General features: G+C 64.3%; 22 protein-coding genes. 11 read left to right on the forward strand and 11 right to left on the reverse strand.

Features of this window, described 5'->3' with window-relative positions:
- Positions 1 to 20: 20 nt before the first annotated feature.
- Both ACAW63_RS10065 and tldD read left to right on the forward strand, forming a co-directional pair.
- Entirely contained in the window at positions 21 to 869 is an 849-nt protein-coding gene (locus ACAW63_RS10065; protein ID WP_371233398.1) for a carbon-nitrogen hydrolase family protein, read from the forward strand.
- A gap of 2 nt (positions 870 to 871) precedes the next feature.
- Entirely contained in the window at positions 872 to 2,314 is a 1,443-nt protein-coding gene (tldD, locus tag ACAW63_RS10070) for a metalloprotease TldD (protein ID WP_371233399.1), read from the forward strand.
- Between the two features lie 40 nt (positions 2,315 to 2,354).
- On the opposite strand, the gene yjgA is transcribed toward tldD, so the two are convergent.
- The gene (gene yjgA, locus ACAW63_RS10075) at positions 2,355 to 2,879 is read right to left on the reverse strand and encodes a ribosome biogenesis factor YjgA (protein ID WP_275610346.1); all 525 of its coding nucleotides are present in this window, start codon (positions 2,877 to 2,879) and stop codon (positions 2,355 to 2,357) included.
- Between the two features lie 120 nt (positions 2,880 to 2,999).
- Between yjgA and pmbA the strand changes: the two genes are divergently transcribed.
- The gene (gene pmbA / locus ACAW63_RS10080) at positions 3,000 to 4,349 is read left to right on the forward strand and encodes a metalloprotease PmbA (protein ID WP_371233400.1); all 1,350 of its coding nucleotides are present in this window, start codon (positions 3,000 to 3,002) and stop codon (positions 4,347 to 4,349) included.
- Between the two features lie 68 nt (positions 4,350 to 4,417).
- On the opposite strand, the gene ACAW63_RS10085 is transcribed toward pmbA, so the two are convergent.
- The 10 genes from ACAW63_RS10085 to ACAW63_RS10130 form a co-directional block, all read right to left on the reverse strand.
- On the reverse strand, positions 4,418 to 4,690 hold the full coding sequence (locus ACAW63_RS10085) for an HPr family phosphocarrier protein (RefSeq protein WP_275610348.1): 273 nt from the start codon (positions 4,688 to 4,690) through the stop codon (positions 4,418 to 4,420).
- 32 nt (positions 4,691 to 4,722) lie between these two features.
- Positions 4,723 to 5,580: an RNase adapter RapZ gene (rapZ, locus tag ACAW63_RS10090; RefSeq protein WP_371233401.1), complete on the reverse strand. Its 858-nt coding sequence runs from the start codon at positions 5,578 to 5,580 to the stop codon at positions 4,723 to 4,725.
- A 2-nt stretch (positions 5,581 to 5,582) separates the two neighbouring features.
- Positions 5,583 to 6,047 carry a PTS IIA-like nitrogen regulatory protein PtsN gene (gene ptsN, locus ACAW63_RS10095; RefSeq protein WP_275610350.1) on the reverse strand — a complete coding sequence of 155 codons (465 nt, stop codon included), beginning with the start codon at positions 6,045 to 6,047 and terminating at the stop codon, positions 5,583 to 5,585.
- 9 nt (positions 6,048 to 6,056) lie between these two features.
- Positions 6,057 to 6,365, reverse strand: coding sequence for a ribosome hibernation-promoting factor, HPF/YfiA family (gene hpf, locus ACAW63_RS10100; protein WP_017518151.1), 309 nt, complete (start codon positions 6,363 to 6,365; stop codon positions 6,057 to 6,059).
- A gap of 78 nt (positions 6,366 to 6,443) precedes the next feature.
- Positions 6,444 to 7,943, reverse strand: coding sequence for an RNA polymerase factor sigma-54 (locus ACAW63_RS10105; RefSeq protein ID WP_371233404.1), 1,500 nt, complete (start codon positions 7,941 to 7,943; stop codon positions 6,444 to 6,446).
- Between the two features lie 240 nt (positions 7,944 to 8,183).
- The gene (lptB, locus tag ACAW63_RS10110; RefSeq protein WP_275610352.1) at positions 8,184 to 8,909 is read right to left on the reverse strand and encodes an LPS export ABC transporter ATP-binding protein; all 726 of its coding nucleotides are present in this window, start codon (positions 8,907 to 8,909) and stop codon (positions 8,184 to 8,186) included.
- Positions 8,909 to 9,445, reverse strand: a complete 537-nt coding sequence (gene lptA, locus ACAW63_RS10115; RefSeq protein ID WP_275610353.1) for a lipopolysaccharide transport periplasmic protein LptA — start codon at positions 9,443 to 9,445, stop codon at positions 8,909 to 8,911. Before lptA ends, lptB begins: the two co-directional genes overlap by 1 nt.
- Positions 9,432 to 10,004 carry an LPS export ABC transporter periplasmic protein LptC gene (gene lptC / locus ACAW63_RS10120; protein ID WP_275610354.1) on the reverse strand — a complete coding sequence of 191 codons (573 nt, stop codon included), beginning with the start codon at positions 10,002 to 10,004 and terminating at the stop codon, positions 9,432 to 9,434. Before lptC ends, lptA begins: the two co-directional genes overlap by 14 nt.
- A gap of 8 nt (positions 10,005 to 10,012) precedes the next feature.
- Positions 10,013 to 10,537: an HAD family hydrolase gene (locus ACAW63_RS10125; protein WP_275610355.1), complete on the reverse strand. Its 525-nt coding sequence runs from the start codon at positions 10,535 to 10,537 to the stop codon at positions 10,013 to 10,015.
- Complete coding sequence (locus ACAW63_RS10130; protein WP_371233406.1) at positions 10,538 to 11,512, reverse strand: KpsF/GutQ family sugar-phosphate isomerase; 975 nt, start codon at positions 11,510 to 11,512, stop codon at positions 10,538 to 10,540.
- Positions 11,513 to 11,752: 240 nt separating this feature from the next.
- Here ACAW63_RS10130 and ACAW63_RS10135 point away from each other — a divergent pair, with 240 nt between their 5' ends.
- From ACAW63_RS10135 to hisG, 8 genes are all read left to right on the forward strand, one after another.
- Positions 11,753 to 12,562: an ATP-binding cassette domain-containing protein gene (locus tag ACAW63_RS10135; RefSeq protein WP_371233407.1), complete on the forward strand. Its 810-nt coding sequence runs from the start codon at positions 11,753 to 11,755 to the stop codon at positions 12,560 to 12,562.
- The gene (gene mlaE, locus ACAW63_RS10140) at positions 12,562 to 13,359 is read left to right on the forward strand and encodes a lipid asymmetry maintenance ABC transporter permease subunit MlaE (protein ID WP_371233409.1); all 798 of its coding nucleotides are present in this window, start codon (positions 12,562 to 12,564) and stop codon (positions 13,357 to 13,359) included. The genes ACAW63_RS10135 and mlaE overlap by 1 nt, the downstream gene beginning before the upstream one ends.
- Entirely contained in the window at positions 13,359 to 13,832 is a 474-nt protein-coding gene (mlaD, locus tag ACAW63_RS10145) for an outer membrane lipid asymmetry maintenance protein MlaD (protein ID WP_275610359.1), read from the forward strand. Before mlaE ends, mlaD begins: the two co-directional genes overlap by 1 nt.
- A gap of 11 nt (positions 13,833 to 13,843) precedes the next feature.
- Positions 13,844 to 14,494: an ABC transporter substrate-binding protein gene (locus tag ACAW63_RS10150; RefSeq protein ID WP_371233411.1), complete on the forward strand. Its 651-nt coding sequence runs from the start codon at positions 13,844 to 13,846 to the stop codon at positions 14,492 to 14,494.
- Positions 14,491 to 14,799, forward strand: a complete 309-nt coding sequence (locus ACAW63_RS10155) for a lipid asymmetry maintenance protein MlaB (protein ID WP_275610361.1) — start codon at positions 14,491 to 14,493, stop codon at positions 14,797 to 14,799. Before ACAW63_RS10150 ends, ACAW63_RS10155 begins: the two co-directional genes overlap by 4 nt.
- 111 nt (positions 14,800 to 14,910) lie before the next feature.
- The gene (locus tag ACAW63_RS10160) at positions 14,911 to 15,150 is read left to right on the forward strand and encodes a BolA family protein (protein WP_015475839.1); all 240 of its coding nucleotides are present in this window, start codon (positions 14,911 to 14,913) and stop codon (positions 15,148 to 15,150) included.
- A gap of 20 nt (positions 15,151 to 15,170) precedes the next feature.
- Positions 15,171 to 16,436 carry a UDP-N-acetylglucosamine 1-carboxyvinyltransferase gene (gene murA / locus ACAW63_RS10165; RefSeq protein WP_275610363.1) on the forward strand — a complete coding sequence of 422 codons (1,266 nt, stop codon included), beginning with the start codon at positions 15,171 to 15,173 and terminating at the stop codon, positions 16,434 to 16,436.
- A gap of 14 nt (positions 16,437 to 16,450) precedes the next feature.
- Positions 16,451 to 17,086: an ATP phosphoribosyltransferase gene (hisG, locus tag ACAW63_RS10170; protein WP_017518137.1), complete on the forward strand. Its 636-nt coding sequence runs from the start codon at positions 16,451 to 16,453 to the stop codon at positions 17,084 to 17,086.
- Positions 17,087 to 17,197: the final 111 nt, after the last annotated feature.

Here is a 17,197-nt window from a genome sequence, read left to right on the forward strand (position 1 = left end):
AGACACCGACGGAGCTTCGCATGTCCCTTGCCGTCATTCAGATGGTCAGCCAGGACGACGTCCTGGCCAATCTCGCCGCCGCCCGTCGCCTGCTCGAGCAGGCCGCCGAGGGTGGTGCGCGCCTCGCCGTGCTGCCGGAGAACTTCGCCGCCATGGGCCGCCGCGACCTGGCGGACATCGGCCGCGCCGAAGCCCTGGGCAGCGGTCCGATCCTGCCCTGGTTGAAAAGCACGGCCCGCGACCTCAGGTTGTGGATAGTCGCTGGCACCCTGCCGTTGCCGCCCGCGGGCCAGCCGGACGCCAAGGCCAACGCCTGTTCGCTGCTGGTGGACGAACGGGGCGAGGTGGCGGCGCGCTATGACAAGCTGCACCTGTTCGACGTGGACGTTGCCGACGCCCGTGGCCGCTATCGCGAGTCGGACGACTACGCCTTCGGCCAGCGCGTGGTGGTGGCTGATACGCCGGTCGGACGCCTCGGGCTGACGGTCTGTTACGACCTGCGCTTCCCTGAGCTCTATACCGCGCTGCGCGAAGCCGGCGCGGAACTGATCAGCGCCCCTTCGGCCTTTACCGCCGTGACCGGCGCGGCGCACTGGGAGATCCTCGTCCGCGCCCGCGCCATCGAGACCCAGTGCTACCTGCTGGCGGCCGGGCAGGGCGGTATCCACCCCAAAGGTCGGGAAACCTGGGGGCAATCGGCGATTGTCGATCCCTGGGGGCGTATCCTGGCTGAACAGGCCAAGGGCGAGGCCGTGCTGCTGGCCGAGCGGGACAGCGAGGAACAGGCGGCGGTCCGGCAACGTATGCCGATTGCCCGGCACAGACGATTTTTCCCGCCGGTCGAACCGCGACCGGCGCGTACGGAGTAGATATGAGCGAACTGTTGTCATCCGTCAGCCAGCACCTGCTGGTCCCTGGTGGTCTGGACATCGAGCGGTTGTCGCCGGTGCTGCATGAACTCAGCGGCCCGGGCATCGATGCGGCCGACCTGTACTTCCAGAGCCAGGTGTCCGAGTCCTGGATGCTCGAGGACGGCATCGTCAAGGAAGGCAGCTTCCACATGGACCAGGGTGTCGGCGTGCGCGCGCAGTCCGGCGAGAAGACCGGCTTCGCCTACAGCAACGCGATCACCCACGAGGCGCTGATCCAGGCCGCCCAGGCGGCGCGCTCGATTTCCCGAGCCGGCCAGAATGGCAAGGTGCAGGCGTTCAACGCCGTGGTGCCGCAACGCCTGTACGCCGGCGAGAATCCATTGGACGTGCTCAGCCGCGCGGAAAAGGTGGAGCTGCTGCAGAAGATCGATGCCGCGACCCGCGCGCTCGATCCGCGCATCCAGCAGGTCACCGTGAGTCTCGCCGGCGTCTGGGACCAGGTACTGGTCGCTGCGACGGATGGCTCGTTGGCGGCGGATATCCGTCCGTTGGTGCGCTTCAACGTCAGCGTCATCGTCGAGCAGAACGGCCGCCGCGAGCGTGGCGGCCATGGTGGCGGCGGCCGTACCGACTATCGCTATTTCCTGCAGGAAGACCGCGCCATGAGCTACGCCCGCGAGGCGCTGCGCCAGGCACTGGTCAACCTGGAAGCCGTTCCCGCACCGGCCGGCAGCCTGCCGGTGGTGATGGGTGCCGGCTGGTCCGGCGTGCTGCTGCACGAAGCGGTGGGTCACGGCCTGGAGGGTGACTTCAACCGCAAGGGCAGCTCGGCCTATAGCGGCCGCATCGGCGAGCAGGTCGCTTCCAGCCTGTGCACCATCGTCGACGATGGCACCCTGGCCGGTCGTCGCGGTTCGCTGTCGGTGGACGACGAAGGCACGCCGACGAACTGCAACGTGCTGATCGAGAACGGCATCCTCAAGGGCTACATGCAGGACAAGCTCAACGCCCGCCTGATGGGCGTGGCGCGCACCGGCAACGGTCGCCGCGAGTCCTATGCACACCTGCCGATGCCGCGCATGACCAACACCTACATGCTGGCCGGGCAGAGCGAACCGGAAGAGATCATCGCCAGCGTCGAGCGCGGTATCTACTGCGCCAACCTCGGCGGCGGCCAGGTGGACATCACCAGCGGCAAATTCGTCTTCGCCACCAGCGAGGCCTACCTGATCGAGAACGGCAAGATCACCCGCCCGGTGAAGGGCGCGACCCTGATCGGCAACGGTCCGGAAGTGATGAGCCGGGTGTCCATGGTCGGCAACGACCTGGCGCTGGACAGCGGCGTGGGCACCTGCGGCAAGGACGGCCAGTCCGTGCCAGTCGGTGTCGGTCAGCCGACCCTGAAGATCGACGCGATCACCGTCGGCGGCACGGGCGCCTGACGCCGTTGTCGGTGAGGCTGGATACGCAGGACGCGGCCGCTCAGCGCAGGCCGCGTTTGAGCTCGTCCAGCTCGCGGATGTACTTGAAGATCTTCCGCGCCGCCGCCGGAGGCTTGTTGTGAGCGGCCTCATGCTGGGCGTGGCGGATCAGCTGCAGCAGGTGCTGCCGGTCGCTCTCGGGGTATTCGCCGAAGAACGCGGCGAGTGCGTCGTCGCCACCGCTGATGAGGCGGTCGCGCCAGCGCTCCAGGGCGTGGAAGCGTTCGTTGTACTGGCGGGTGGAGCTGTCTACCTGTTCCAGCAGGGCAACGATGGCGTCGATGTCCTGATCGCGCATCAGCTTGCCGATGAACTGCCGGTGGCGCTTCTTGGCGGCGTTGGCCTTGTGCTTGGGTGCTTCGTCCAGTGCGCGGCGCAGCGGATCGGTCAGCGGCATGCGGTCCAGCAGGTCCGGCTTGAGCGTCGTCAGGCGCTCGCCGAGGTCCTGCAGGGCGTGCAGCTCGCGTTTGACTTGCGACTTGCTCTTCTCTTCGAAGAGCGAGTCGTCATCGTGAATTTCAGCCATGGCGGGGGTCTCGTTGAAAACGCCGCCATGATAACGAGTCGAGGGCCGCTTGTCCGGCCCGAGCTGGTCGCCGACCCCAAGAGGGCGTAGCGGCCGGCACATGAACAGGAGAGGCACGTAATGAGCGAACACAACCCGGCGGTCAGCCCGGACGTCCTGCCCGAGCTGCGCGAGCAGGTCGAGCGGATCATCGCCGAGGCTTCCAGGCAGGGCGCCAGCGCCTGCGAGGTGGCGGTTTCGGTGGAACAGGGACTGTCCACTTCGGTACGCCAGGGCGAGGTGGAGACCGTCGAGTTCAACCGCGACCAGGGGTTCGGCATCACCCTGTACGTCGGCCAGCGCAAAGGTTCGGCCAGCACCTCGGCCACCGGCGCTGACGCCATTCGCGAAACCGTGGCGGCGGCGCTGGCCATCGCCAGGCACGCCTCCGAGGACGATTGCGCCGGGCTCGCCGATCCGGCACTGATGGCCCGGGACCTGCCGGACCTGGACCTGTACCATGCCTGGTCGATCACCCCGGATCAGGCGGTGGAACGCGCGCTGGCCTGCGAGGCGGCGGCCTTCGCCGCGGATGCGCGGGTGACCAAGGCCGATGGCACCACGGTGAACACTCACCAGGGTTGCCGCGTCTACGGCAACAGCCACGGCTTCGTCGGCGGCTACGCCAGCACCCGGCACAGCCTGAGCTGCGTGATGATCGCCGAAGGCCAGGGGCAGATGCAGCGGGACTATTGGTATGACGTCAATCGCCGTGGCGACCTGCTGGCGAGTTCCGAGTCGATCGGCCGTCGTGCCGCCGAGCGTGCCGCCAGTCGCCTGGGGGCGCGGCCGGTGGCTACCGCCGAGGTTCCGGTGCTGTTCGCGCCGGAGGTCGCGGTGGGGTTGTTCGGTCACTTCCTGTCGGCGATTTCCGGCGGCAGCCTGTACCGCAAGTCGTCGTTCCTCGAAGGCACCCTGGGGCAGCGCCTGTTCCCCGAGTGGCTGACCCTCGACGAGCGCCCGCTGCTGGCCGGAGCGCTGGGCAGTGCATCATTCGATAACGACGGCCTGGCCACTTATGCCAAACCCTTCGTCGAAGGCGGCGATCTGGTTTCCTACATCCTCGGCACCTACTCCGGCCGCAAGCTGGGCATGCCCAGCACCGCCAATGCCGGCGGTGTGCACAATCTGTTCGTCAGTCATGGCGACGAGGACCAGGCGGCGCTGATCCGTCGCATGGGGCGCGGGCTGCTGGTGACGGAACTGATGGGGCAGGGCGTGAACCTGGTGACCGGCGACTACTCCCGTGGTGCCGGCGGCTATTGGGTGGAAAACGGCGAGATCCAGTTCCCGGTGCAGGAAGTCACCATTGCGGCGAACCTGCGCGATCTGTTCCGCAACATCGTGGCCATCGGCAATGACGTGGAGTTCCGCGGCAACCTGCACACCGGTTCGGTGCTGGTGGAGCGCATGACGGTCGCTGGCAACTGATAGTGCCATCCATGAAAAAGCCCGCCTGATGGCGGGCTTTTTCATTCATGCGCAGCCGTTTCCGACCTTTACTCGCCTTCGTCGAAGTAGTTGTTGATCAACTCGGCCAATGCACCCAGCGCCTCGTTTTCCTGCTCGCCTTCCGCGGCAATGTGCAGGTTGGTGCCCTTGCCGGCGGCCAGCATCATCACTGCCATGATGCTCTTGCCGTCGACGGTGCTTTCCGGGTTGCGCCCCACGCGAATCTGGCAGGGGTATCGTCCCGCCACGCCGACGAATTTGGCCGCCGCACGGGCGTGCAGACCAAGCTTGTTGATGATGGTGATTTCAAGGGCGGGCATCGCGAGGGGCTGTCCTTTGTTGTGTGTTGCTACTAGCTCAGGTCGCGGTGGCGAATCTGCACGTTGGTGAGGGTTTCCTTGAGGGCCTTGCCAATGCGCTCGGCCAGGTAGGTCGAGCGGTGCTGACCACCGGTACAGCCGATGGCGATGGTGACATAGGCCCGGTTGCTCGCGGCGAAGCGCGGCAGCCATTTGTTCAGGTAGCCGAGGATGTCCTGATACATCTCCTCGACATCGGGTTGTGCGGCCAGGTATTCCTGGACGTCCGCATCAAGCCCGGTGTGCTCGCGCAGTTCGGGCTTCCAGTAGGGGTTGGGCAGGCAGCGCACGTCGAACACCAGGTCGGCATCCACCGGCATGCCGCGCTTGAATCCGAAGGATTCGACGAGGAAGGCGGTGCCCAGTTCCGGCTTGTTCAGCAGGCGCAGCTTGAGCACGTCGCGCAACTGATAGAGGTTCAGGTGCGTGGTGTTGAGCTTGAGGTCAGCCAGGTCGGCGATGGGCGCCAGCAGATGGGTCTCGTCGGCGATGGCTTCGGCCAGCGAGCGGCTGTCGGTGGTCAGCGGGTGCCGGCGGCGCGTCTCGGAGAAACGCTTGAGCAGGGTCTCATCGTCGGCGTCGAGGTACAGCACATCGCACTGGATGTGCTTGTCGCGGGCCTCCTGCAGCAGTTCGGGGAAGCGCTGCAACTGGCTGGGCAGGTTGCGTGCGTCGATGGAGACGGCAACCTGCGGATGCAGCAGTTCGGTGTGCAGCAGCGCGCGCTGTGCAAGGTCCGGGAGCAGGCTGGCGGGCAGATTGTCGATGCAGTAGAAACCGTTGTCTTCGAGCACGTTGAGCGCGGTGCTCTTACCCGAGCCGGAACGTCCGCTGATGATGATCAGGCGCATGATCAATGGCCGTTCTGGAAGTCCACGACAATCCGGTACAGCTCCTCGCCGTTGGCGGCGTGGCGCAGGCGGTCACGGACGTCGGAACGGTCGAGCATGGAGGCGATCTGGCGGAGCAGTTCCAGGTGCTCTTCGGTGGCGGCTTCGGGCACCAGCAGGACGAACACGAGGTCGACCGGCGCGCCGTCGAGGGCATCGAAGTCAACCGGATGGTCCAGGTGCAGGATGGCGCTGATGGGGGACTTGCAGCCCGGAAGGCGGCAATGCGGAATGGCGATGCCATTGCCGAATCCAGTGGAGCCCAGGCGCTCCCGGGCCACCAGATTTTCAAAGATGTCTTGCGCGTCGAAACCTGGCAGCTCGCGAGCTACCAGGTTTGCGATTTGTTCAAGGACGCGTTTTTTACTGCCGCCCGGCACGTTTACCAGGGAACGGCCGGGGGTCAGGATTTGCTCAAGTCGAATCATAGGGAGGGGTTAACGAACACCAACTCCCTGCTGGCGTTCGAGGTATTTTTCCTTGTGCTTGATCAGTTGGCGGTCGAGCTTGTCGGTGAGCAGGTCGATGGCCGCATACATGTCTTCATGTTCGGCACAGGCCACTACTTCGCCACCTGCGATGTGCAGGGTGGCTTCGATTTTCTGCTTCAGCTTCTCGACCTCCATGATGACCTGAACATTGGTGATCTTGTCGAAGTGGCGCTCCAGTCGTCCGAGTTTTTCGCCGACATAGTCGCGCAGGGCGTCGGTCACATCCAGTTGGTGTCCACTGATGTTGACTTGCATACCGCTTTCTCCTTATTGCCCGTGTGTAAGTGGCAGGTTAGGTGGCCTGCCGCCGGAACACTTTGGCGTGGATCAACGTCATACCAGTCGCTTGCGTTCGCTGGAGGGAGCAATCCCTAAGGACTCCCGGTACTTGGCGACGGTGCGACGTGCCACTTGAATGCCCTGTGCCTCCAGTAAACCAGCGATCTTGCTGTCACTCAATGGCTTTTTCGGACTTTCCGCCGCGACCAGTTTCTTGATGATCGCGCGGATCGCAGTGGACGAGCATTCGCCGCCCTCCGAGGTGCTGACGTGGCTGGAGAAGAAGTACTTCAGCTCGAAGATGCCACGCGGGGTGTGCATGAACTTCTGCGTGGTGACGCGCGAGATGGTCGACTCGTGCATGCCCACGGCTTCGGCGATGTCGTGCAGGACCAGGGGCTTCATCGCCTCTTCGCCGTATTCGAGGAAGCCTCGCTGGTGCTCGACGATCTGGGTCGCCACCTTCATCAGCGTCTCGTTGCGGCTCTGCAGGCTCTTGATGAACCAGCGCGCTTCCTGCAGCTGGTTGCGCATGAAGGTGTTGTCGGCGCTGGAGTCGGCGCGGCGCACCAGGCCGGCGTACTGCGAGTTGACCCGCAGGCGCGGCACCGCTTCCTGGTTCAGTTCCACCAGCCAGCGTTCGTTATGTTTCCGGACGATGACATCCGGCACCACGTATTCCGCCTCGCCGGACTCGATCTGCGAGCCGGGACGCGGGTGCAACGACTGGATCAGCTCGATGGTTTCGCGCAGCTCGTCTTCCTTGAGCTTCATGCGCCGCATCAGCTGGCTGTAGTCGCGGCTGCCGAGCAGGTCGAGGTGGTCGGAGACCAGTTTCTGGGCTTCGGCCAGCAGGTAGGTGTTGGCCGGCATCTGGCGCAGCTGCAGCAGCAGGCATTCGCGCAGGTTGCGCGCGCCGACGCCGGCGGGCTCCATCTGCTGCACGCGGCGCAGGACGACTTCCACTTCGTCCATCTCCACACCCAGTTCGGGGTCGAGGGAGGCGAGGATGTCGTCGAGGGATTCTTCGAGGTAACCGTCGTCGTTGATGCCGTCGATGATGCTCAGGCCGATCAGGCGATCGGTGTCGGACATCGGGGCCAGGTTGAGCTGCCAGAGCAGATGGCTCTGCAGGCTTTCGCCGGCGGAGGTGCGGGCGGTGAAGTCCCACTCGTCATCATCGCTGCTGGGCAGGCTGCTGGCGCTGGTCTGGTAGATGTCTTCCCAGGCGGTATCGACCGGCAGTTCGCTGGGAATGCGCTCGGCCCACTGATCCTCGTCGAGGCTGTCGGCAGTGGGCGTGGTGCTTTCCTGATAGCTGTCCTGGGTGTTGCTGCTGGCGGTGGGAGCGGACTCGGCGCCATCGGCCATGGGGTCGCTGTTGTCGTAGTCCTCGCCGTCTTCCTGGCGCTCCAGCATGGGGTTGGACTCCAGGGCTTCCTGGATTTCCTGCTGCAGGTCCAGCGTGGAGAGCTGGAGCAGTCGGATGGCCTGTTGCAGCTGCGGAGTCATCGTCAGCTGCTGGCCCATCTTGAGGACGAGCGATGGTTTCATGGCTGGAACTAGGCACCTTGTTCGCTGGCGCAGCAAGCGCCATATCCACGACTACGGACGCCGGGGCGCCGCGAGGAAGCAAATTATATGCCTGAGTCTGGACGCTTTGCCTAGGGTCTGTCGACCTTTCGTTACAACCTGATTATCGGGCAGTTTCGAGGCGACCCGACGCGCGGCGCCGGATGCAGTCCGGGCCGTCAGCGGGGGAGGCGAGGCGCCGCCTGGCGGGCGGCCGCTGGGTCAGAGGCGGAACTCGTGACCCAGGTAGACTTCCTTCACCAGATCGTTGGCGAGGATGGTCTCGGCGCTGCCTTCGGCGATCAGTTGACCGTCGTTGACGATATAGGCGGTTTCGCAGATATCCAGCGTCTCGCGGACGTTGTGGTCGGTGATCAGCACGCCGATACCCTTGGCCTTGAGGTGATGGATGATCTGCTTGATGTCGCCGACGGAGATCGGGTCGACGCCGGCGAAGGGTTCATCCAGCAGGATGAACTTCGGCGAGCTGGCCAGGGCGCGGGCGATTTCCACGCGACGCCGCTCGCCGCCGGACAGGCTCATGCCGAGGTTGTCGCGGATGTGGTGGATGTGGAATTCCTCGAGCAGGCCCTCCAGGGCTTCCTGGCGGCCACTGCGATCCAGGTCGCTGCGGGTTTCGAGGATCGCGCTGATGTTGTCGGCCACCGACAGCTTGCGGAAGATCGAGGCTTCCTGCGGCAGGTAGCCGATACCGGCGCGGGCGCGGCCGTGCATGGGCAGGTGGGTCACGTCCTGGTTGTCGATGCGGACCACACCCTGGTCGGCGCGGACCAGGCCGACGATCATGTAGAAGCAGGTGGTCTTGCCCGCTCCGTTGGGGCCGAGCAGGCCGACGATCTGTCCGCTGTCGATGCTCATGCTGACATCGCGGACCACTTGCCGGCTTTTGTAGCTCTTGGCGAGGTGCTGGGCGGTGAGCGTAGCCATTACTGCGCTTGATCCTGCTTTTTCTTGGGCTGGATGACCATGTCGATACGCGGGCGCGGCGTGGTCACCTGGGCGCCGGTGGCGCGACCTGCGTTGACGATCTGGCGCTGGGTGTCATAGACGATCTTCTCGCCTTCGAAGGTGTTGCCTTCCTGGATCACCTTGGCCTGGTCGATCAGCACGACACGGTTCTGGGTGACGAAATACTGGATCGTCAGGCCGTAGGCCTTGGTGATCTCTTTCTCGGGCGAAGGCTTCTGCTCGAAGTAGGCGGGTTTGCCCACCGAGGTCACTACCTCGATATCGCCATTCTTATTCTGCTTGAGCGTGACGGTGTTGCCGGTCAGCTTCATGCTGCCCTGGGTCACCACCACGTCGCCGCGGTAGACGGCAACGCCTTGCTTGTCGTCCAGTTCGGCGCTGTCGGCCTGGACGCGGATGGGCTGTTCCCGGTCGGTGGGAAGGGCCCATGCGGCGGAGCTGCCGATGGCGGCGGCGAGGCTGAGGAGAAGGGGGAGGGTGTTAACGAGCCTCATGCTGACCTCTTACGTTGGACAGCAGGAGCATCCGGCTGTCTTTCAGATACGCTTTCATTCCAACGGCCGTGGTCACACCGTTGGGTTCGGTGATTTTCACGGGTTGGTCAGTCTGCGCATAGTCCTTGTCCGGGAACACCGTCATCCGGCTCGTGTTGAGCAGCAGCGTGCGCTGTTGCGCATCGGTACGCGCCACGCGCACGTCGTCGATCAGCTCGACCTGCTTGCCCTCGGGGCCGACTTCGGCGCGAACGCTCTGGACATGCCACGGCTGCGGTTCCTGTACGCGGTAGAAGTACAGGTCCGGCGTGGTGACCATGGTCACGTCGGTCGCTTTCAGGTGTTCCAATTTGTCTGCGGTCATCTCGTAGGCGAGCGTACCGTCGACGCGGTACTGCACGCTGTGGGCGTTGACCGCGTAGAAATCGATGGCGTCGTTGGTCTGCGACTTGAACTGGCGTTCGTTGAAGTCCAGGCGGACGTTCCAGTAATAGCCGAGTGCAATCAGCAGGACGGCGATCAGGGCGAGCAACAGCTTCTGGCGGAGTGTCTTGGGCATGTTCGGCTCTAGAGGTACGCGTTCTGGGCAGCTTCGAGATTGCCCTGGGCGCGCAGGATCAGCTCGCAGAATTCGCGGGCCGCACCTTCGCCGCCACGTGCCTGGGTGACACCGTCGGCGTGCTGGCGGACGAACGGGTCGGCGCTGGCCACTGCCATGCCCAGGCCGGCGCGGCGAATGGCGGGCAGGTCGGGCAGGTCGTCACCCAGGTAGGCGACTTCCTCATAGCCTAGACCGAGTTCGGCGAGCAGTTCGTCGAGGGCGACCAGCTTGTCTTCGCGGCCCTGGAACAGATGGGTGATGCCCAGGTTCTTCGCCCGGCGCTCGACCACCGGGCTCGAGCGGCCGGTGATGATCGCGGTGCGCACGCCGGAGGCCATCAGCATCTTGATGCCGTGGCCGTCCAGGGTGTTGAAGGTCTTGAACTCGCCGCCGTCGGGCAGGAAGTAGAGCTTGCCGTCGGTCAGCACGCCGTCGACGTCGAAGACCGCCAGGCGAACGGCCTTGGCGCGCTGCAGCAGGTCGGCGCTCATTCAGATCACTCCCGCGCGGGTCAGGTCGTGGATATGCAGGACGCCCACCGGACGGTCCTCGTCATCGACCACGACGAGGACGCTGATCTTGTGGTCATCCATGATCTTCAGGGCTTCGGCGGCGAGCATGTCGGGGCGCGCGGTCTTGCCGTGGACGGTCATGACCTGGTCGATGTTCACCTGATGCACGTCCAGCCCCTTGTCCAGGGTGCGGCGCAGGTCGCCGTCGGTGAAAATGCCGGCCAGCGTGCCCGCGTCGTTGAGGACCACGGTCATGCCCAGGCCCTTGCGGGTCATTTCCAGCAGCGCGCCGCTGAGCGAGGTGCCCAGCAGTACCTGAGGCAGTTCCTCGCCGACGTGCATCACGTTCTCGACCTTGAGCAGCAGGCGGCGGCCCAGCGCACCACCGGGGTGCGAGAAGGCGAAGTCCTCGGCGGTGAAGCCGCGGGCCTCCAGCAGGGCGATGGCCAGGGCGTCGCCGAGCACCAGCGACACCGTGGTCGACGAGGTGGGGGCGAGGTTCAGCGGGCAGGCCTCCTGCTCGACGCTGGCGTCCAGGTTGACCACCGCGGCCTTGGCCAGCGGCGACTCGGGATTGCCAGTCATGCTGATCAGGGTGATGCCCAGGCGTTTGATCAGGGGCAGCAGGGTGACGATTTCAGCGGTCGAGCCGGAGTTGGACAGGGCGATGACCACGTCGTCACGGGTGATCATGCCCATGTCGCCATGGCTGGCTTCGGCGGGGTGCACGAAGAATGCCGGCGTGCCGGTGCTCGCCAGGGTGGCGGCGATCTTGTTGCCGACGTGCCCGGACTTGCCCATGCCGACCACTACCACGCGACCGGTGCAGGCCAGCAGCAGCTCGCAGGCCTGGGTGAAGTTCGCGCCGATGCGCGCCAGCAGTGAGTCCACGGCGTCGCGCTCAAGACGGATGGTGCGTTGCGCCGAGTGGATGAAATCGTGTTTCTGGCTCATGTTCGAAAGGCGTGGGGCGAAATGAAGGGCGAGATTATAACGGGAAAGTGCCAAACGCTCATTACACACATTCTTAATGTGAGCGTATTTTGCTGAACATTGCCTTAACGACCCCCTGTGCAGGCCTTGGGGCGTGGCTTGCCGGAGTGCTATAGTTCGCGGCCGTTCGGCCTGTCACGCCGGGCCGTGCTCTCGTCGTGGGGGTGGCCAGAGGGACAGTGCCGTGATGCAAGGAGTTCTATGAGCACGAACGACCAATACGCTGTCGAGTTGAAGGGGCTGACCTTCAGGCGCGGCCAGCGTGCGATTTTCGATAACGTGGACATCCGCATCCCGCGCGGCAAGGTCACCGGGATCATGGGCCCCTCGGGTTGCGGCAAGACCACCTTGTTGCGGCTGATTGCCGCCCAGTTGCGTCCGTCGAAGGGTGAAGTGTGGGTCAACGGCCAGAATCTCCCCACGCTGGGGCGCAGCGACCTGTTCGACATGCGCAAGCAGTTCGGCGTGCTGTTCCAGAGCGGTGCGTTGTTCACCGACCTGGATGTCTTCGAGAACGTCGCCTTCCCGCTGCGGGTGCATACCCAGCTTCCCGACGAGATGATCCGTGACATCGTCCTGATGAAGTTGCAGGCCGTGGGCCTGCGCGGGGCGGTGGAGCTGATGCCGGACGAGCTGTCCGGCGGCATGAAGCGCCGGGTGGCGCTGGCGCGGGCGATCGCGCTGGACCCGCAGATCCTCATGTACGACGAGCCTTTCGTGGGCCAGGACCCGATCGCCATGGGCGTTCTGGTGCGCCTGATCCGCCTGCTCAACGATGCGCTGGGTATCACCAGCATCGTCGTGTCGCACGACCTGGCGGAGACCGCCAGCATCGCCGACTACATCTATATCGTCGGCGACGGCCGCGTGCTGGGGCACGGTACGCCGGATCAGTTGCAGCAGCTCGACGATGCGCGCGTGCGCCAGTTCATGAAGGGTATCCCCGACGGCCCCGTGCCGTTCCATTATCCTGCCCGCGATTATCGCGTCGATCTGCTGGGAGAACGCTGATGCGCAAGACTTCACAGCTCGAGCGAATTCGTCTGCTCGGGCGCGCGGGCCTCGATGTCCTCGAGGCGCTCGGCCGTTCGACCCTGTTCCTGGTGCACGCGATCTTCGGTCGTGGCGTTCACAGCGGCGCTTTCCAGTTGCTGGTCAAGCAGCTGTACTCCGTGGGGGTGCTGTCGCTGGCGATCATCGTGGTGTCCGGGCTGTTCATCGGCATGGTGCTGGCCCTGCAGGGCTACAACATCCTGGTGAGCTATGGTTCCGAACAGGCGGTTGGCCAGATGGTGGCGTTGACCCTGTTGCGTGAACTGGGGCCGGTGGTGACGGGTCTGTTGTTCGCGGGGCGTGCCGGTTCGGCGCTGACCGCCGAAATCGGCAACATGAAGTCCACGGAACAACTGTCGAGCCTGGAGATGATTGGCGTCGATCCGCTCAAGTACATCATCGCGCCGCGCCTGTGGGCCGGCTTCATCTCCATGCCTCTGCTGGCGGCGATCTTCAGTGTCGTCGGCATCTGGGGTGGAGCGATGGTCGCGGTGGACTGGCTGGGCGTTTACGACGGCTCCTACTGGTCGAACATGCAGAACAGCGTGCAGTTCACCAAGGACATCCTCAATGGTGTGATCAAGAGCGTGGTGTTCGCCTTCGTGGTGACATGGATCGCCGTCTTCCAGGGCTATGACTGCGAGCCCACCTCGGAAGGTATCAGTCGCGCAACGACGCGCACCGTAGTCTATGCCTCCCTGGCCGTGCTGGGGTTGGACTTCATCCTGACCGCTTTGATGTTTGGAGACTTCTGATGCAAACCCGCACCCTGGAAATCGGTGTAGGCCTGTTCATTCTGGCCGGTCTGCTGGCCCTGCTGCTGTTGGCCCTGCGGGTCAGCGGTCTGACCATCGGCAACACGGGCGACACCTACAGGCTGTATGCCTATTTCGACAACATTTCCGGCGTTACCGTGCGTGGCAAGGTGACCATGGCTGGCGTGACCATCGGCAAGGTCACCGCGATCGACCTGGATCACGACACCTACCGCGGTCGCGTGACCATGGAAATCAACCGCCAGGTGAACAACCTGCCGGACGACTCCACCGCATCCATCCTCACCGCAGGTCTCCTGGGTGAGAAGTACATCGGTATCAGCGTCGGCGGCGACGAAGAGCTGCTCAAGGACGGCGATACCATCAAGGACACCCAGTCCGCCCTGGTGCTCGAAGACCTGATCGGCAAATTCCTGCTGAATTCGGTCAACAAAGACGACTCGAAGAAATGAGGACTCATTCCATGTTGAAAACCTTGCGTCGTGGCCTTCTGGTCGTGCTCGCCATGCTGCCGCTGTTCGCTCAGGCCGAGCAGACCGCACAGCAAGTGGTACAGCAGACCGTCGACAGCCTGCTGACTGATCTGAAAACCAACAAGGCCAACTACAAGGCCAATCCCCAGGCGTTCTACGACACCCTGAACCGCATTCTCGGTCCGGTGGTGGACTCCGAGGGCATCGCCAAGGGCGTGATGACCGTCAAGTATTCGCGCGGCGCCACTCCGGAGCAGATCAAGCGCTTCGAGGAGACCTTCAAGGGCAGCCTGTTCCAGTTCTACGGCAACGCCCTGCTGGAATACGACAACCAGACCATTCGCGTGCTGAACACCGGCAAGCAGGACCAGGATCGCGCGTCGGTGAACATGGAAGTGGTTGGTACCAATGGTGCCGTCTATCCGGTGCAGTACACCATGGTCAACCAGGGCGGCAACTGGCGCCTGCGTAACGTGATCATCAACGGCATCAACATCGGCAAGCTGTTCCGCGACCAGTTCGCCGACTCCATGCAGAAGAACCGCAATGACTTGGAGAAGACCATCGCTGGCTGGGGCCAGGTGGTTGCCAATGCCCAGGAAGCGGCCAAGGGCCAGAAGCCGGAAGGCGGCGCCCAATGAGCCAAGGCAGCATCACGCAGCGCGCCGACGGCGAGCTCGCGCTGGCCGGTGTGCTGGATTACAGCACCGGGCCTGCGCTGCGCGAGCAGGGCGGTTGCCTGATCGCCGCGAGCAAGGCCGGCGCCCTGCGCCTGGACTGCTCGGCAGTGGAGCGTTCCAGCAGCGTCGGTTTGTCGCTGCTGCTGTCCTTCACCCGTGATGCGCGCAAGGCCGGCAAGACGCTGCAGATCGTCGGAATGCCTAACGACATGCAGGAAATCGCCAAGGTTGGCGGTCTCCTGGAGATCCTGCCGCTGCAGCACTGACGTACGAAGCAAAGCCCTCTGTCCGCGACTTCCCCTGGCGGGGTTCGCAGGCGGGGGGCTTTTTTGTATCATGGCCGACCCGCGCGCGTAGGGCGCCGAACGAGGTTGAGCATGCAGGCCGTAGAAGTCAAAAACTTCCTGGAATCGAAACTGCCAGGTACCCAGGTTGAAGTGGAAGGTGAAGGCTGCAACTTCCAGTTGAACCTGATCAGTGACGAACTGGCCGGCCTGAGCCCGGTAAAACGTCAGCAGCAGATCTATGCCCACCTGAACGAGTGGATCGCCTCCGGCGCCATCCATGCCGTCACCATGAAATTCTTCAGCCGCGCCGCCTGGGCCGAGCGTTCCTGAGCCCACGGGGAAACATTGCAATGGATAAACTGATCATTACCGGCGGCACTCGTCTCGATGGCGAGATCCGCATCTCCGGCGCCAAGAACTCCGCGCTGCCGATCCTCGCCGCGACCCTGCTGGCGGACACCCCGGTGACCGTCTGCAACCTGCCGCACCTGCACGACATCACCACCATGATCGAGCTGTTCGGCCGCATGGGCGTGCAGCCGATCATCGACGAGAAACTCAACGTCGAAGTCGACGCCAGCACCATCAAGACGCTGGTGGCGCCCTACGAGCTGGTGAAGACCATGCGTGCGTCGATCCTGGTGCTCGGCCCGATGGTCGCCCGCTTCGGCGAGGCCGAAGTCGCGCTGCCCGGCGGTTGCGCCATTGGCTCGCGTCCGGTGGACCTGCACATCCGTGGCCTGGAAGCCATGGGCGCACAGATCACCGTCGAAGGCGGCTACATCAAGGCCAAGGCTCCGGCCGGCGGTCTGCGTGGCGCGCACTTCTTCTTCGATACCGTCAGCGTGACCGGTACCGAGAACATCATGATGGCCGCTGCGCTGGCCAATGGCCGTTCCGTGCTGGAAAACGCAGCCCGCGAGCCCGAGGTCGTCGACCTGGCCAACTGCATCAACGCCATGGGCGGTGACGTGCAGGGCGCCGGCACCGACACCATCGTCATCAACGGCGTGAAGCGCCTGGGCGGCGCCAAGTACAGCGTCATGCCCGACCGCATCGAGACCGGCACCTACCTGGTTGCCGCCGCCGCCACCGGTGGTCGCGTCAAGCTGAAAGACACCGATCCGACCATCCTCGAGGCCGTGCTGGCCAAGCTGGTTGAAGCCGGCGCGCACATCAACACCGGCAGCAACTGGATCGAGCTGGACATGAAGGGCAACCGGCCGAAGGCGGTGAACATCCGCACCGCGCCGTACCCGGCATTCCCGACCGACATGCAGGCCCAGTTCATCTCCCTGAACGCCATCGCCGAAGGCACCGGCGCGGTCATCGAGACCGTGTTCGAGAACCGCTTCATGCACGTTTATGAAATGAACCGCATGGGTGCGCAGATCCTGGTCGAGGGCAACACCGCCATCGTCACCGGCGTTCCGCAGCTCAAGGGCGCACCGGTCATGGCGACCGACCTGCGCGCGTCCGCCAGCCTGGTCATCGCCGCCCTGGTGGCCGAAGGCGACACCATGATCGACCGCATCTACCACATCGACCGTGGCTATGAGTGCATCGAAGAGAAACTGCAACTGCTCGGGGCGAAGATTCGCCGCGTGCCGGGCTAGGGCTGAGCCAGACCATGCTGACGATTGCCCTGTCCAAGGGCCGCATCCTCGACGACACCCTGCCGCTGCTCGCAGCGGCAGGCATCGTGCCGACCGAGAATCCGGACAAGAGCCGCAAGCTGATCATCCCCACCACCCTCGATGACGTGCGCCTGCTGATCGTGCGCGCCACCGACGTGCCGACCTATGTCGAGCACGGCGCCGCCGACCTCGGCGTCGCAGGCAAGGACGTGCTCATGGAGTACGGTGGCCAGGGCCTTTACGAGCCGCTGGATCTGAAGATCGCCAACTGCAAGCTGATGACCGCCGGCGCGGTCGGTGCGCCGGAGCCCAAGGGGCGCCTGCGCGTGGCCACCAAGTTCGTCAATGTCGCCAAGCGCTACTACGCCGAACAGGGCCGCCAGGTCGACGTGATCAAGCTGTACGGCTCCATGGAGCTGGCACCGCTGGTCGGCCTTGCCGACAAGATCATCGACGTGGTCGACACCGGTAATACCCTGCGTGCGAACGGCCTGGAGCCCCAGGAACTGATCGCGCACATCAGCTCGCGCCTGGTGGTGAACAAGGCCTCGATGAAGATGCAGCATGCTCGCATCCAGGCGCTGATCGACACACTGCGTGAAGCAGTGGAGTCTCGACACCGGGCGTAATTCCTAGCGCGGCTATCTGCCGCGCCCGCCTATCCGTGTCATAGCCAAATTTTCTCGGGTGCCCGCACGGTAGGCTTGATAGTCTTGCGGCGCCCGAGATCATGCCAATTA

The organism is Pseudomonas sp. QE6, assembly GCF_041379005.1.
GTDB lineage: Bacteria > Pseudomonadota > Gammaproteobacteria > Pseudomonadales > Pseudomonadaceae > Pseudomonas.

What these genes read in the sequence shown, in the direction of transcription:
- murA (WP_275610363.1), top strand. Translation starts at nt 15,171, where the DNA reads ATGGATAAACTGATCATTACCGGCGGCACTCGTCTCGATGGCGAGATC.
- ACAW63_RS10150 (WP_371233411.1), top strand. Translation starts at nt 13,844, where the DNA reads ATGTTGAAAACCTTGCGTCGTGGCCTTCTGGTCGTGCTCGCCATGCTG.
- ptsN (WP_275610350.1), bottom strand. Translation starts at nt 6,047, where the DNA reads ATGATTCGACTTGAGCAAATCCTGACCCCCGGCCGTTCCCTGGTAAAC.
- ACAW63_RS10085 (WP_275610348.1), bottom strand. Translation starts at nt 4,690, where the DNA reads ATGCCCGCCCTTGAAATCACCATCATCAACAAGCTTGGTCTGCACGCC.
- ACAW63_RS10105 (WP_371233404.1), bottom strand. Translation starts at nt 7,943, where the DNA reads ATGAAACCATCGCTCGTCCTCAAGATGGGCCAGCAGCTGACGATGACT.
- pmbA (WP_371233400.1), top strand. Translation starts at nt 3,000, where the DNA reads ATGAGCGAACACAACCCGGCGGTCAGCCCGGACGTCCTGCCCGAGCTG.
- hisG (WP_017518137.1), top strand. Translation starts at nt 16,451, where the DNA reads ATGCTGACGATTGCCCTGTCCAAGGGCCGCATCCTCGACGACACCCTG.
- ACAW63_RS10160 (WP_015475839.1), top strand. Translation starts at nt 14,911, where the DNA reads ATGCAGGCCGTAGAAGTCAAAAACTTCCTGGAATCGAAACTGCCAGGT.
- yjgA (WP_275610346.1), bottom strand. Translation starts at nt 2,879, where the DNA reads ATGGCTGAAATTCACGATGACGACTCGCTCTTCGAAGAGAAGAGCAAG.
- lptC (WP_275610354.1), bottom strand. Translation starts at nt 10,004, where the DNA reads ATGCCCAAGACACTCCGCCAGAAGCTGTTGCTCGCCCTGATCGCCGTC.
- ACAW63_RS10135 (WP_371233407.1), top strand. Translation starts at nt 11,753, where the DNA reads ATGAGCACGAACGACCAATACGCTGTCGAGTTGAAGGGGCTGACCTTC.
- mlaE (WP_371233409.1), top strand. Translation starts at nt 12,562, where the DNA reads ATGCGCAAGACTTCACAGCTCGAGCGAATTCGTCTGCTCGGGCGCGCG.
- rapZ (WP_371233401.1), bottom strand. Translation starts at nt 5,580, where the DNA reads ATGCGCCTGATCATCATCAGCGGACGTTCCGGCTCGGGTAAGAGCACC.
- hpf (WP_017518151.1), bottom strand. Translation starts at nt 6,365, where the DNA reads ATGCAAGTCAACATCAGTGGACACCAACTGGATGTGACCGACGCCCTG.
- mlaD (WP_275610359.1), top strand. Translation starts at nt 13,359, where the DNA reads ATGCAAACCCGCACCCTGGAAATCGGTGTAGGCCTGTTCATTCTGGCC.
- lptB (WP_275610352.1), bottom strand. Translation starts at nt 8,909, where the DNA reads ATGGCTACGCTCACCGCCCAGCACCTCGCCAAGAGCTACAAAAGCCGG.
- tldD (WP_371233399.1), top strand. Translation starts at nt 872, where the DNA reads ATGAGCGAACTGTTGTCATCCGTCAGCCAGCACCTGCTGGTCCCTGGT.
- ACAW63_RS10065 (WP_371233398.1), top strand. Translation starts at nt 21, where the DNA reads ATGTCCCTTGCCGTCATTCAGATGGTCAGCCAGGACGACGTCCTGGCC.
- lptA (WP_275610353.1), bottom strand. Translation starts at nt 9,445, where the DNA reads ATGAGGCTCGTTAACACCCTCCCCCTTCTCCTCAGCCTCGCCGCCGCC.
- ACAW63_RS10125 (WP_275610355.1), bottom strand. Translation starts at nt 10,537, where the DNA reads ATGAGCGCCGACCTGCTGCAGCGCGCCAAGGCCGTTCGCCTGGCGGTC.
- ACAW63_RS10130 (WP_371233406.1), bottom strand. Translation starts at nt 11,512, where the DNA reads ATGAGCCAGAAACACGATTTCATCCACTCGGCGCAACGCACCATCCGT.
- ACAW63_RS10155 (WP_275610361.1), top strand. Translation starts at nt 14,491, where the DNA reads ATGAGCCAAGGCAGCATCACGCAGCGCGCCGACGGCGAGCTCGCGCTG.